Source organism: Streptomyces sp. R33, from assembly GCF_041200175.1.
In the GTDB taxonomy this organism is placed as follows: domain Bacteria; phylum Actinomycetota; class Actinomycetes; order Streptomycetales; family Streptomycetaceae; genus Streptomyces; species Streptomyces katrae_B.
This window is the reverse complement of the sequence record NZ_CP165727.1, coordinates 7,305,475-7,318,264: the sequence shown is the minus strand read 5'-3', so window position 1 is coordinate 7,318,264 and position 12,790 is coordinate 7,305,475. Positions and strand designations below refer to the sequence as shown.

Here is a 12,790-nt window from a genome sequence, read left to right as displayed (position 1 = left end):
CTAGGCCCCCTCCGGGCGATGCTCCGGCCCTGGGACCGGGCTGCAGCGGACATCTGACGGAGCGCCAGCTATGGTACGCGCACCAGATGCGCACGTACGTTCTGCTGCTCACCCCCAGGAGGCACTCCATGGCACGCCGACTCCGCCCGGTGGGGCTGGACTTCATCGAGGACGCCCCGGTCCGCCTGAGCTTCGCCGCGCGGACGGCGGCAGCGCCCGAGGCCGTGTACCGGGCCCTGGCCGAGGAAGTCGAGGGCTGGCCGCGCTGGTTCAAGGCGGTGACCCTGGCCCGGCCGACGCACGGGGGTGCGGGCCGGGAGGTCCGACTGGTGGGCGGAACCCGCTTCCAGGAGACGATCATGGCGGCGGATCCGGAACGGCGCTACGCGTACCGGGTCGACGAGACCAACGCCCCCGGGGTCCGGGCCCTGTTGGAGGAGTGGCGGCTCGCCCCCGCCGAGTCGGGATCGGGCACCCGGGTGCGCTGGACCTTCGCCGCCGACGGCCCGGTGCTCTTCCGGCTCGCTCTCACCGGTGCCCGGCCGGGCCTGGGCCACTCGTTCCGCTCGGCGGTCCGGGCCCTGGACGCCCGCCTGTCGTCGCAGCGCCCGGCCGGCGGCGCATGACGCGCCGCATGCCACGCCTGACGCGCCGCATGCCACGCCGCATGACGCACCGCCGGCCCGGGCGCCGGGCGGCCCCCGCCGGTCAGGCCGTCGGCTCGCGCCAGACGCCCGTCGCCAGCAGGGTCTCGAGCGTCTGCGCGTACGGGGCGATGTCCAGGCCCTGCGAGGCCAGCCACTCGTCCGAGTAGTACTTGTCCAGGTAGCGGTCGCCCGGGTCGCACAGCAGCGTGACCACGCTGCCCTTGCGCCCCTCGGCCACCATCTCCGAGATGATCTTCAGCGCGCTCCACACGCCCGTCCCCGTCGAGCCGCCCGCCTTGCGCCCTATGGCCTGCTCCAGCGCCCGGCACGCGGCGACGCTCGCCGCGTCCGGCACCTTCATCATCCGGTCGATCGCGCCCGGCACGAAGCTCGGCTCCATCCGCGGCCGGCCGATGCCCTCGATGCGCGAGCCGCAATCGCTGCTCGCGTGCGGGTCGTTGCTGGTCCAGCCGTCGAAGAAGCAGGAGTTCTCCGGGTCCGGGACGCAGACGCGGGTGTCGTGCTGCATGTAGTGGACGTAGCGCGCGATGGTCGCGGAGGTGCCGCCGGTGCCGGCGGTCGCCACGATCCACGCGGGCTCGGGGTAACGCTCCAACCGCAGCTGCTGGTACATCGATTCTGCGATGTTGTTGTTGCCGCGCCAGTCCGTCGCCCGCTCCGCGTACGTGAACTGGTCCATGTAGTGCCCGCCCGTTCGGGCGGCGAGTTCCGCCGACTCCTCGTACATCTTCATCGAGTCGTCCACGAAGTGGCATTCCCCGCCGTGGAATTCGATGAGGCGGCACTTCTCCGGGCTCGTCGTGCGCGGCATGACGGCGATGAACGGGACGCCGATGAGCTTGGCGAAGTACGCCTCGGAGACGGCGGTCGAGCCGGACGAGGCCTCGACGACCGGCCGGCCCGGCCGGATCCAGCCGTTGCACAGCGCGTAGAGGAACAGCGAGCGCGCGAGGCGGTGCTTCAGGGAGCCCGTCGGGTGCGTGGACTCGTCCTTGAGGTAGAGGTCGATGCCCCATTCCTCGGGGAGCGGGAAGCGCAGCAGGTGGGTGTCCGCGGAGCGGTTGGCGTCGGCCTGGACCTTGCGGACGGCTTCCTTCAGCCAGGCGCGGTACTCCGCGTCGCTACGGTCGACGTCGATCGTCGTAGCCGTCGTACCGGAGGTACGGGTGGTGCTCATGCGCCTTGCTCCTTCGTGCGTTTCTTCGCCCCCTGCTTTCGCAATGTACCTCCCTCACCTGCACAAACAGTCCCTTTGGGTATCTATGCGGATCGCTTTCGATCGCGTTCGGTTGCATACACGGGCACCGTGGGTGACCCTGGTGGAGCATTACTGAGGGTGCAGCACCCGTAACACTCATGTCGGGGAGTCGCAGCCGTGATCAGTCATTCACGCAGGCACTGCGTCGTGGAACTGCAGGCCTTGCCGTCCCGGATCGGACAGATCCGAAGGATCGTTTCAGCGCAACTGCGCCACTGGCAGCTCGATCCGCTCATAGACCGGGCTGCGCTCGGCGTGACGGAGCTGCTCAGCAACGTCCACCGCCATGCGCAGCCGGACAAGACGTGCACGGTCGAGATCGAGCTGCGGCTGGGGCGGCTCACGGTCTCGGTGTACGACAGCGATCCGCGGCTTCCCGTCCTGCGGGAGGCGGCTGCGGACGCCCTGGAGACCTGCGGACGCGGGCTCGCGCTGGTCGCGGCGGTCAGCGAGGCCTGGGGCGCGCGGAACCAGGCCGACAGCCCCGGCAAGGTGGTGTGGTTCTCGCTCCGCGCCGCCCCGGCGGCATCGGCGCAGCAGCGTCCGATCGGCAACGGCTCCAAGCCCGTACGAGAACCCGTGCCGGCGGTGGTCGTCGCCGTGGACCCGGGCGCCGTCCCGACGGGCATGTCGGTGGCGGCGTCGGTCGGCGCCAGGCCCGGGTGAGGGTTCCGCCGCCGCATACCGCGCCCCGGCAGCACCAGCGCCGCCAGGGCGCCGGCCCGTCCGCTCGCCGGCCCGGTGGCGAACCCGGCCCGCCGGGCGACCCCGGCCCGGCGGCCGGCCCCGCCCGGCGGCCGGCCCCGCGAGGACGGCCTACGCCGCGGCCCCCAGGGTCCCGAGCGGGTCGTCCAGCACCGGCTGCCACGCCAGTTCCGCCGCTCCGACCAGGCTGTTGTGGTCCAGGGTGCACGGCAGGATCGGCACTCCCCCGCTGCGGCCCCACAGGCTGCGGTCCGCGACGACCGCGCGCAGCCGCTCCGGGTCCGCGTGCAGCAGCTCCCGGTGCAGGCCGCCCAGGATGATCCGGTCCGGGTTCAGGATGTTCACCAGCCCCGCGAGGCCCAGGCCCAGCCGGTCGATGAGCTCTTCGGCGGCCGCCCGTACCGCCGGCTCCGCGTACTCCTCGCGCAGCAGGTCGCGGGCCTGCTGGAGCAGCGACACCTCCGGGCCCGGGGTGCGGCCCGCCGCGGTCAGGAAGGCCAGCGGGTCCGCCTCCACGTCCAGGCAGCCGCGGCCGCCGCAGTGGCAGGGCCGCCCCTCCGGGTTGACGGTGAGGTGGCCGACCTCCAGGGCCAGGCCCGAACTCCCGCTGTGCAGGCGGCCGTCCAGCACCAGCGCGCCGCCCACCCCGCGGTGGCCCGTGGCCACGCACAGCAGGTGCTGGGCGCTGCGGCCCGCGCCGTGCCGGTGCTCGGCGAGCGCGGCCAGGTTGACGTCGTTCCCGGTCAGCGCCGGGCCGTCGATCCCGGCCGCCTTCACGCACTGCGCGAACACGGCCCGTACGGGAGACCCGGCCGGCCAGGCCAGGTGCAGCGGGTTGAGCGCCGTACCGTCCGGCTCCGCGACCGCCGACGGGACCGCGAGGCCCGCACCGATGCAGCGGCGGCCGGTCTCGGCGAGGAGCGCCGCCCCCGCCTCGACGACCGCGCCCAGCACCTGCGCCGGGTCGGCGGAGACGGTGACCTTGCCCGGGGCGGTGGCCACGATCCGGCCGCCGAGGCCGACCAGCGCGGCCCGGAACCCGTCGGGGTGCACCTGCGCGGCCAGCGCCACGGGGCCGTTCTCGTCGATGGAGAGCCGGTGGGAGGGGCGGCCCTGGGTGCCGCCCGCGCCGCCCGGGCGGGAGTCCACGCGGATCAGGCCGAGCGCCTCCAGCTCGGCGGCGACGGCCCCGGCGGTGGCGCGGGTGACGCCGAGCTCTGCCGTCAGGACGGCGCGGGTCGGGGCCCGGCCCGTGTGGACGAGCTCCAGCGCAGGACCGAGGGCGCCGCGGCCCCGCTCCAGCTTGGTCCTCTCCCCCGCCCGCGGCGGGGCCCCGTTGCCGTTCATGACAGCGATCCTCGCATGATCGGCGGTGTGCGCGGCGCCGCCGGTCAGTCGGGGGGTGTTCCCAGCCCGCCGACCCGCAGGGTGATGTTCAGCCGCCCGGCCAGCCCGAGCCAGGGCGGGGCGGTGCCGGGCAGGACCTTCGGCACCCCGTGATAGGCCAGCCGGGCCGGGCCGCCGAAGACGAACAGATCGCCGCTGCGCAGCGGCACGTCCTGGTAGGGGCGCCCGCGGGAGGCGGTGTTGCCGAAGCGGAAGACGCACGTATCGCCGAGGCTGAGGGAGACGACCGGTGCCCCGGACTTCTCCTCGGCGTCGCGGTGCATGCCCATGCGGGAGTCGCCGTCGTAGAAGTTGATCAGCGCGATGTCGTACGCCTCGCCGGTTCCGGTTCGGGTTCCGGTTCCTGCCCCGCCCCCGGTCCCGGCCGGCTCCGGCAGGCCGTACGCCGCGGTCACCGCCTCGCGCCCCAGTTCCGCGAGCCAGCCGGGCATCGGCTTGACCGGGGCACCGTCGCCGTCCACCACGGTGCGGGCGTACCCGTACGGATACCAGTGCAGTCCGAGGCACACCTGGCGGGCGGTCATCGTCCCGCCGCCGGGTGTCCGTACGGTGCGCAGCCCGGCGGGCGGGCGCGCCCAGGCGCGGCAGGCCTCGAGCAGCTCCCGCTGGCGCTCGGGCGCGAGCCAGTCGGGCACGTGCACGGCGCCGGGGGCGATCTCGGTCCGCTCGCGCGGGAAGAGTTCCCCGGGTTCCCCGTCCATGGCTCCATTGTCACCGGTCGGTGGGACACTGCCCGCATGAAGATCACAGAGTATGTCGAGGCCCTTGTGCGGGAAGGCGAGTTGCTCGCCGACGCGGCCGAACGGGCGGGTACGGACGCCCCGGTGCCCACGTGTCCGGGGTGGCGGGTTTCCGATCTGCTGAGGCACACGGGTGCGGTGCACCGGTGGGCCGCCGGGTACGTCAGGGACGCGGTCGTGGAGCCGGGCCCGTTCCCGGACGCCCCCGAGCTGGTCGGCTCCGAGCTGGTGGCCTGGTACCGGGAGGCGCACGAGGCCCTGGTCTCGACGCTGACCGAGGCTCCGGCCGATGTGCAGTGCTGGACCTTCCTGCCGACGGCCGCGCCGTCGCCGCTGGCGTTCTGGGCGCGCCGGCAGGCGCACGAGACGGCCGTGCACCGGATGGACGCGGAGGCGGCGCTCGGGGTGCCCTTCGCACCGCTGGCGCCGGAGTTCGCCGAGGACGGGGTGGACGAGCTGCTGACCGGCTTCCATGCGCGGCCCCGCAGCCTGATGCGGACCGAGGAGCCGCGGGTGCTGCGGATCCGCGCCGCCGACACGGGCGCGGTGTGGACCGTACACCTGTCGGCGGAGCCGCCCCGTACGGTGTCGGGCGACACGGGGGACCCGGCGGACTGCGAGGTGACCGGCGAGGCCTCGTGGCTGTACGAGGCCCTGTGGAACCGGCTCCCGCTGCTGGGCCCGGGGGTGACCGGGGACGAGTCGCTGGCGCGGCAGTGGGCCGAGACGGCCGGCATCGGCTGAGCGGAAGCCTGCAGCGGCCTTGTGACCGTATGGTACGAGCTGTGACACTGCGTGCATGGAGAGACGGACGCAGGCGGACCGCGACGCGATCACGATAGAGATCGGCTACGCCTTCGTCAGTGCGTGCTTCGCGGCCGCCCTCGTGTTCGGGGCGGTGTACGGCCCCGCCCTGGTCTTCGACGTCTCCCCCACCACCGATGCCGTCCTGACCCTGGCGGGCGGGGTGCTGGCCGCGGTGGTGTTCCTGCTCCGGGTCACCCAGGTGCTGTGGCGCTTCGCACGCCGACCGGAGAACGACGGGCACTGACCGTCACGTTCGGGGCGTGCTGGGACCACGTCCGGATCACGGCCGGGCGGGCTGCGCAACCCTGACGATCGTCGGGGCTGCGGCCCGCCGTTCGGCGGGGGTGCCCTGCCGACGGGATTCCTACCGTCGGCGCCATGGACACACTCATGCGGTACGGATGGGGCCGGCGGGCCGTGATGGCGGGCGTGGCGGCTGCGGCGGGGACCGGGGCCCTGCTCCGGCTGGCGCCCGGCGGCGGCCTGGGCACGAGCGATCCGGTGCAGGTCACCGGCGGTGCTTCGGCGACGGGGTACCGGGCGCTGGCGCGGGGCGCCGCGGACGGGCCGTCCTGGGCGGGGCCGGTGCTGGAGGCGGCGAGCGAGGGAACGCTGGTCGTCCTCGGCCTGCTGCTGGTGTGGGTGGGGTGGAGCGCCCTGCGGCGCCGCGATCCGCAGGCCCTGGCGGGGGCGGTGCTGGTGGGCGCCGGGACGGTCGTCGCGTATGCGCTCGGCGAGGCGTTGAAACTCGTCGTCGACGAGGAGCGGCCCTGCCGGGCCCTGCCGGGCGTCCCCTCCCTCGCCGCGTGCCCTGGGATCGGCGACTGGTCCTTCCCCAGCAACCATGCCGCGCTCGCCGCCGCCCTGGCCGTCGGGGTGTCCCTCGTACGGCCCCGGCTCGCGGTCCTGGCGCTGCCGGTGGCGGGGGCGGCGGCGCTGCTGCGGGTGCTGGTCGGGGTCCACTACCCGCACGACGTTCTCGCGGGTGCGGTACTGGGGGCGACGGTGGCCCTGGTGCCGGCCCTCCTCGTCCTCGGACCCGCCGTGCGGGCCGGGTCAGCGCTGCTCGGAGGGACGCCGGGAGCGGGACGCGGGCCCGGGCGCGGACGCCGGGACCATGCCGGCCTCGTGGGCGACGACGGCCGCGGCGGCCCGGTTGTCGACGCCGAGGCCGGCCAGGATGGAGCTGACGTGGGCCTTCACCGTTCCCTCGGCCAGGTGCAGGCGGCGCGCGATCTGCCCGTTGGACAGGCCGCCGCCCAGGAAGGCCAGTACGTCCCGTTCCCGGGCGGTCAGCGCGTCGACCGCTTCGCGGGCCGCGGTGCGCCGGCCGGCCAGGGCGCCCGCGTCCCCGGCGGCGAGGTGGGCGACGACCCGCGCGGCCACCTTGGGTGACAGGTAGGCGGCGCCGTCGGCGACCGCCCGGACCCCGGCGATCAGTTCCTCCGGCTCCCCCGACTTGATCAGGAAGCCGGTGGCTCCGCCGCTCAGGGCGCGCAGGATGTACTCGTCCTCCCCGAAGGTCGTGAGGATCACGACCGCTGTGCCGGGTACGGTCCGGTGGATCTCGGCGGCGGCCTCGATGCCGTCGAGGTGCGGCATGCGGATGTCGAGGACGGCAACCCGGGGGCGGTGGAGCCGGGCCAGTTCGACCGCTTCGCGGCCGTTGCCGGCTTCGGCGACGACATCGATGCCCGGGTCGGTCGCGAGCACGGCCCGTACGCCGGCGCGGATCATCGGCTCGTCGTCGGCGATCAGTGTCCTGATCTGCGTCACGGGGAGTCCTCTTCCTGGGAGTCGGTGTCGGGGTCGAAGGCGTCGGCGGAAACCAGCAGGCCGGCCCGGAAGCACAGCCGGTAGAGGTCCCCGGACCGGTCGTCGAAGGGGTCTGCGGTCTGTACGTAGAACTCGCAGGCGGCATCCGGCGGCCGGGGCACGGCGACCGCCGGGCGGCGGGCCGTCTGCCGCTCGGGCAGGTGCGGCGCGATCTCCGCACGGGGCTGGCCGAGCCGCAGGCGGGCGTAGTCCTCAGGGGCGAACACGGACTGGCGGGCCGCCACCGTGTCCCACACCCGTACCCCGGTGACCAGTGCGGCCAGGGTGAACAGCGGCACCAGGACGGCCGCGGCCGCGCTCCGGCCGAGCCTCCCGGCCGCCGGCCGGGGCTCGGGGGCGGCGGCCGGCGGCCGGTGCGGGAGCGTGGCCCGGATCCCGAAGCCGCCGCCTTCGGGCCCGGCCACGAAGGCCCCGCCGACCGCCCGGACCCGTTCCCCCAGGCCTGCGAGCCCGAGCCGCCGGTCCTGCCCACCCTGCGGCGCCTCCCCTGCCGCAAGGGCAGCCCCCGTTTCGGTCGCGGGGCCCGGCGCCGGATCCGGCAGCGGCACGTTCGTGACGCGGACCTCCGTGCGGGCCTTCGTGTGGCGGACCACGACGGTCGCCCGGTGGCCGGGGGCGTGCTTGGCCACGTTCGTCAGCGCTTCCCGGACCACGCGGTGGACCGTCCGCTCCACGATCGGCGGCACCTGCCCGGGTGCTGCGTCGCCCTCCAGCCGGAGCCGTGCGTCCAGCCCCGCGCCGACGGAACGGGCGACCAGGTCCTCGAGCTCCGTCGGCCCGGCCCCCGGCTCCTCGCGCAGGACGCCGACGACCTCGCCGAGCCGGTCCACGGCCGCGCCCGCGCGGGCCCGGATGTCGCGTGCGGCGGCCCGGTGCTCGCGCGGCAGACCGGGAGCCAGCTGCAGCGCGCCCGCCGACAGGGCGAGCAGGCTCAGCTCGTGGCCGAGGAGGTCGTGCATGTCCTGGGCGATCCGGGTCCGCTCGCGCAGCCGGGCCTGTTCCGCGAGCAGGTCCTGCTCCCGTTCGAGCTGTGCGGCCCGCTCCCACCCGGCGCGTACCAGCTCGCGGTACTGGCGCAGGAACCGGCCCGCGCACCACGGCACCACGGCCGCCGCCACCAGGCCCGTGAACCGGCTCGCCCACACGAGCCAGGCCGGCACCAGGGCCACGGCCACGATGGCGGCCGCCACCACCGCGGCCAGCGCCAGCGCCGTGTTCCGCGCCCGGCCGGGGCGCCCCCCGGCGAGGAACGCGCAGCCCGCCTCGGGTATCAGCCACCAGCCGCTGTCCGTGCCCGCGGCGGCGCCGGCCGCGGCCACGGCGGCGACGGCCAGGGCCGCCGCCTGCACGCGTGCGGGCCGGGGGAACTCGTCGATCATTGCTCTCACGCCCGCGACCCTACGGAATCGCCCCGGGCCCACGGCACTGCCGAAAGTCCACCCTTGGCCCGACGCCGACGCGTTCAGCCCACGGTGGCGGCGTACGCGGTCTGGCTGCGGTATTTCCAACTCGGCGATTCGTCCCACGGGTTCGGCATGAGCGTGCCGGTCGCGTACGCGTAGCCCGCGCCGCGGTCGAACGCCGTACGCAGGGTGGTGCGCATGGCGGCGGCGTCCGGTACCGCGTGGACGAGGTGCCAGAACGCGGTGCCGGTCGGGTCGAGTTCCGTGCCGGGGCGGTAGCCGCCCGACGCGCCGAAGACGTTCCCGCCGAGCCAGCCGCCTTCCGTGTAGGCGGCGTAGGTGTCCTCGTAGGTGACGAAGACGTCCGCGGTGCGGTGGCCCGGTTCCAGGTAGCAGTCGGCGATGGCGGTGCCGGGGTTGTCGACCACCAGGTCCGCAGCGGTGGGGTCGGCGGCGTTCATGGTGTCCTGCACGTACGCGCGCAGCTGCGCGTAGTGGTCGCGGGTGGCGTTGCCGGGGCCGCAGTCGCGGCTGACCACGTCGAAGAAGATGCCGTCCACGTGCAGGCGGCCGTCGCGGGTCTTGAGGTAGTTGTCGATGGAGGCCTTGACGGCGGCGATGTCGCGGTTGCCGTGGTCCGTGTGGACGTAGCCGAGGACCTTGGTCTTCTCGCCGGTGGCGGTGGTCCCGGCCCGCAGCGCGTCGGCGCGGGCCTGCCAGGGTGCGTCGAAGGGGGCGTCCCCGTTGCCGGGGTTGAGGACCACCACGGAGGCGGCGGGTGTGGTGGCGACGAGGTCGCCGAGCATGGGGTCGCCGGCCCATGCGTATGCGGGGACGGCGATCTCCAGGCCCCGCACGCCGGCTATCCGGGGTCTGGGGGCCGGTGCGGCGTCCCCGGCCGCGGCCACGTCTCCCGTGCCGGCCGAGGCGGTCACGGCGGGCGCCGGGGCGGCCAGTAAGGAGGTGATCAGAACGGCGTACAGGGCCTTCACGGCGCGGGCCATGGCTGTTCCTCCGGCGAGGGGCGGGGGCAGGAGCACGACCCGACGAACACTAGACCGGCGCCCGATCCGTGAAGGGCGAACGACTCGCATTGATACGAGGAACAGACAAGCGATCTGTCACCTCATCATGTGAGCCGCCGTCATACGGAGGGCAGCCCGACCCCGTGGGCCAGTTGGCCCGCGGCGTGGGTGAAGAAGGTAGCCCGGTCCTCGACGACCCGGTTGAACTGGCCGAACAGCTCGAAGGAGACGAGTCCGACCAGCTGCGCCCAGGCGGCGACCAGGGCGGCGGTGACCTCGGGCGGCAGCCCTTCGGCGAAGTCCGCGGTCATCCGGACGGCTTCGGGGCGCAGGTCGGCGGGCAGCGGCGGGAGGGCGAGGCCGCGGCCGGCGTGGGCGGCGCGGACGATGCCGATGAGGGTGTTGCCGACGCGGGAGGCGGGGCCGACGGTGTCCATGGGAGCGCTGTAGCCGGGGACCGGGGAGCCGTAGATGAGGGAGTACTCGTGCGGGTGCTCCAGCGCCCAGGCGCGGACGGCCTCGCAGACGGCGGTCCAGCGCTCGAGGGGCGGGGCGCCGGCGGCGAGGGTGCGGGCGTCGGCCTGCTCGGCGGCGGCGCCGATGCTGTCGTAGGCGTCGACGATGAGGGCGGTGAGGAGCTCGTCGCGGCTGGGGAAGTAGCGGTAGAGGGCCGAGGAGACCATGCCCAGCTCGCGGGCCACGGCGCGCAGCGAGAGCTTGGCGGCGCCCTCGGCCGCCAGCATGCGGCGCGCCTCGTCCTTGATGGCGGCGGTGACCTCGATACGGGCCCGCTCCCGGGCCCCGCGCACGGTACTCATGCGAGCAGTGTGCCACGGAGGCAGAGCAGTGCCCAAAAATGGGATCGCCGATCCATTTCGAGAGCACTGCTCTTGCTTTGGTGCAGCGATCCGTGCACACTGATCTCAAGCGAGAGCACCGCTCTCCCAGCAGCCCCGGAGACCGTCATGAACGCGCCCACCCCGTACTACGTCCAGGCCGGCCCGCTCGCCACCCGCTTCAACGCCCTCTTCGGGAAGCTGGCCCGGCTCGGCATCTCCTTGGCCGGTTCGGCCGAGCTGTCGGTGCGCGGCCGCAAGTCCGGCCAGATGCAGCGGATCCCGGTCAACCCGCACACGTACGAGGGCGAGCAGTACCTGGTCTCGGCGCGCGGCCACTCCCAGTGGGTCCGCAACATGCGGGTGGCGGGCGGCGGCGAGCTCCGTGTGGGCCGCAAGGTGCGCACCTTCACGGTCACCGAGCTCACCGACCCGGTGCAGAAGGCCGCCGTGCTGCGCGCCTATCTGGCGAAGTGGGGCTGGGAGGTCAACCGGTTCTTCCAGGGCGTGACCGTGGACTCCTCCGACGCGGAGCTCCAGGCGGCGGCCGGCGACCACCCGGTCTTCCGGATCACGATGTCGAACTGACGGGCAGGGCGCCACCCGCGCCCCCGCACCGCCCACGCCCCACGCCGCCCGGCACACCCGGCACCCGGCACCCGGCACCAAAGCAGCGGCGGCCTTGCCCGCACCCCCGGCAAGACCGCCACCCTCGTCCACAGACCGGCCCCGGAAGAGGCCCGGCCGCCGCCGGGCCCGGGTCCGGAACCCTAGGACCGTTCCCTCTCCTGCTCCGGCTGCTCCTGCCCCCGGTTCCGCGCCTGCCTGCCGTCCAGGACGTGCAGCGCCTTGCGGGCCATGGGGTACGTCCGCACCAGGTCGGGCAGCGTCGTCGCACCCCGGGTGATCCGGGCGAAGGCCGTCCATGCCGGGCGGAAGCCGGTGATCGCCGCGTGCATCAGCCCCGGCCGGGCTTCGAAGGCGGTCAGCATCCGCTTGCCGACGCTCATCTCCACGCCCAGTCCGGCCTTGACCGCGAACGCGTAGTTGAGGGCCTGGCGGCGCGCGTCCACCGCGTCCTGCGCCTCGGAGATCTTCACGGCCCACTCCCCGGCCAGCCGGCCCGAGCGCAGCGCGAAGGAGATGCCCTCCCGGGTCCACGGCTCCAGCAGCCCGGCCGCGTCCCCCGCGACCAGTACCCGGCCGCGCGAGAGCGGCGAATCGGGCTTGCGGCAGCGGGTCAGGTGCCCGGAGGAGACGGCGGGTTCGAAGCCGGCGAGTCCGAGGCGGGCGATGAAGTCCTCCAGGTACCGCTTGGTCGCGGCGCCGTCGCCCTTCGCCGAGATGACCCCGACGGTGAGGGTGTCGCCCTTGGGGAAGACCCAGCCGTAACTGCCGGGCAACGGACCCCAGTCGAGCAGCACCCGCCCCTTCCAGTCCTCGGCGACCGTCTGCGGAACCGGGATCTCCGCCTCGAGGCCGAGGTCCACCTGGTCCATCTCGACCCCGACGTGCGCGCCGATCCGGCTCGCACTGCCGTCGGCGCCGACCACCGCGCGCGCCAGGACGGTCTCCCCGTCGGCGAGCACCACGGCGACCGTGCGCCGGTCGGGCACGGCCGCCCCGTGCTGCTCGACCCGCGCGACGGCGGAACCCGTACGGACGGTGGCTCCGGCCTTCTCGGCCTCGGCGACCAGCGCGGCGTCGAACTCGGGCCGGTTGATGAGCCCGAACAGCATCTGCCGCGAACGGCGGGTCCGGGTCAGCTTCCCGTTCAGCGAGAAGGTGACCGCATGGATGCGGTCCTTGAGCGGCAGGACGAAACCGGGCGGGAGGGCGTCGCGCGAAGGGCCGATGATCCCGCCGCCGCAGGTCTTGTAGCGGGGCAGCTCGGCCTTCTCCAGCAGCAGTACGCGCCGCCCGGCCGTTGCCGCCGCGAACGCGGCCGAGGCGCCGGCCGGTCCGGCCCCGACCACGACCACGTCCCAGACCTCGCCGGTTGCGCCGGCGCTCCCGGCCATCCCGTCCCCCGTCCCCTGAGCGGCCTGTCCTGCTGCTGAGTCGGGTCCCCCGACGGTGCTGTCGTCGCTGCTCACGATGTGCTG

13 protein-coding genes and 1 pseudogene are annotated in these 12,790 nt (G+C 74.5%); 6 read left to right on the top strand and 8 right to left on the bottom strand.

From position 1 onward, the window contains the following. Nucleotides 1-128: 128 nt before the first annotated feature. Nucleotides 129-626 carry an SRPBCC family protein gene (locus AB5J51_RS33650; RefSeq protein ID WP_053790831.1) on the top strand — a complete coding sequence of 166 codons (498 nt, stop codon included), beginning with the start codon at nucleotides 129-131 and terminating at the stop codon, nucleotides 624-626. 82 nt (nucleotides 627-708) lie between these two features. Here the strand turns inward: AB5J51_RS33650 and AB5J51_RS33645 are convergent, their stop codons facing one another. Continuing rightward, a complete protein-coding gene (locus tag AB5J51_RS33645; RefSeq protein WP_369779344.1) occupies nucleotides 709-1,845 on the bottom strand; it encodes a PLP-dependent cysteine synthase family protein in 1,137 nt (378 codons plus the stop codon). Nucleotides 1,846-2,043: 198 nt separating this feature from the next. Between AB5J51_RS33645 and AB5J51_RS33640 the strand changes: the two genes are divergently transcribed. Further along, nucleotides 2,044-2,592, top strand: coding sequence for an ATP-binding protein (locus AB5J51_RS33640; protein WP_063785334.1), 549 nt, complete (start codon nucleotides 2,044-2,046; stop codon nucleotides 2,590-2,592). Nucleotides 2,593-2,742: 150 nt separating this feature from the next. Here AB5J51_RS33640 and AB5J51_RS33635 read toward each other — a convergent pair whose 3' ends face one another. Beyond that, entirely contained in the window at nucleotides 2,743-3,978 is a 1,236-nt protein-coding gene (locus AB5J51_RS33635; RefSeq protein WP_133898803.1) for an ROK family protein, read from the bottom strand. Between the two features lie 44 nt (nucleotides 3,979-4,022). After that, entirely contained in the window at nucleotides 4,023-4,739 is a 717-nt protein-coding gene (locus tag AB5J51_RS33630; RefSeq protein ID WP_136222240.1) for an alpha-ketoglutarate-dependent dioxygenase AlkB, read from the bottom strand. Between the two features lie 36 nt (nucleotides 4,740-4,775). Between AB5J51_RS33630 and AB5J51_RS33625 the strand changes: the two genes are divergently transcribed. The 3 genes and pseudogenes from AB5J51_RS33625 to AB5J51_RS33615 form a co-directional block, all read left to right on the top strand. After that, complete coding sequence (locus AB5J51_RS33625) at nucleotides 4,776-5,522, top strand: maleylpyruvate isomerase family mycothiol-dependent enzyme (RefSeq protein WP_053790722.1); 747 nt, start codon at nucleotides 4,776-4,778, stop codon at nucleotides 5,520-5,522. A gap of 55 nt (nucleotides 5,523-5,577) precedes the next feature. Further along, on the top strand, nucleotides 5,578-5,829 hold the full coding sequence (locus tag AB5J51_RS33620; RefSeq protein ID WP_053790723.1) for a DUF6332 family protein: 252 nt from the start codon (nucleotides 5,578-5,580) through the stop codon (nucleotides 5,827-5,829). 134 nt (nucleotides 5,830-5,963) lie between these two features. Then, nucleotides 5,964-6,590 (top strand): annotated as a pseudogene (locus AB5J51_RS33615) (phosphatase PAP2 family protein); the annotation flags it as partial. Between the two features lie 51 nt (nucleotides 6,591-6,641). Here AB5J51_RS33615 and AB5J51_RS33610 read toward each other — a convergent pair. The 4 genes from AB5J51_RS33610 to AB5J51_RS33595 all read right to left on the bottom strand — a co-directional run bounded on the left by AB5J51_RS33610 (nucleotide 6,642) and on the right by AB5J51_RS33595 (nucleotide 10,667). After that, a complete protein-coding gene (locus AB5J51_RS33610; protein WP_369780355.1) occupies nucleotides 6,642-7,322 on the bottom strand; it encodes a response regulator in 681 nt (226 codons plus the stop codon). Between the two features lie 35 nt (nucleotides 7,323-7,357). Beyond that, on the bottom strand, nucleotides 7,358-8,800 hold the full coding sequence (locus AB5J51_RS33605; RefSeq protein WP_369780354.1) for a sensor histidine kinase: 1,443 nt from the start codon (nucleotides 8,798-8,800) through the stop codon (nucleotides 7,358-7,360). 83 nt (nucleotides 8,801-8,883) lie between these two features. Further along, the gene (locus AB5J51_RS33600; RefSeq protein WP_078988077.1) at nucleotides 8,884-9,828 is read right to left on the bottom strand and encodes a spherulation-specific family 4 protein; all 945 of its coding nucleotides are present in this window, start codon (nucleotides 9,826-9,828) and stop codon (nucleotides 8,884-8,886) included. Between the two features lie 140 nt (nucleotides 9,829-9,968). Then, nucleotides 9,969-10,667, bottom strand: coding sequence for a TetR/AcrR family transcriptional regulator (locus AB5J51_RS33595; RefSeq protein ID WP_369779343.1), 699 nt, complete (start codon nucleotides 10,665-10,667; stop codon nucleotides 9,969-9,971). Between the two features lie 147 nt (nucleotides 10,668-10,814). Here AB5J51_RS33595 and AB5J51_RS33590 point away from each other — a divergent pair, with 147 nt between their 5' ends. Continuing rightward, nucleotides 10,815-11,273, top strand: a complete 459-nt coding sequence (locus AB5J51_RS33590; protein WP_053790726.1) for a nitroreductase/quinone reductase family protein — start codon at nucleotides 10,815-10,817, stop codon at nucleotides 11,271-11,273. Nucleotides 11,274-11,455: 182 nt separating this feature from the next. On the opposite strand, the gene AB5J51_RS33585 is transcribed toward AB5J51_RS33590, so the two are convergent. After that, the gene (locus AB5J51_RS33585; RefSeq protein ID WP_369780353.1) at nucleotides 11,456-12,706 is read right to left on the bottom strand and encodes a geranylgeranyl reductase family protein; all 1,251 of its coding nucleotides are present in this window, start codon (nucleotides 12,704-12,706) and stop codon (nucleotides 11,456-11,458) included. Nucleotides 12,707-12,790 lie beyond the last annotated feature (84 nt).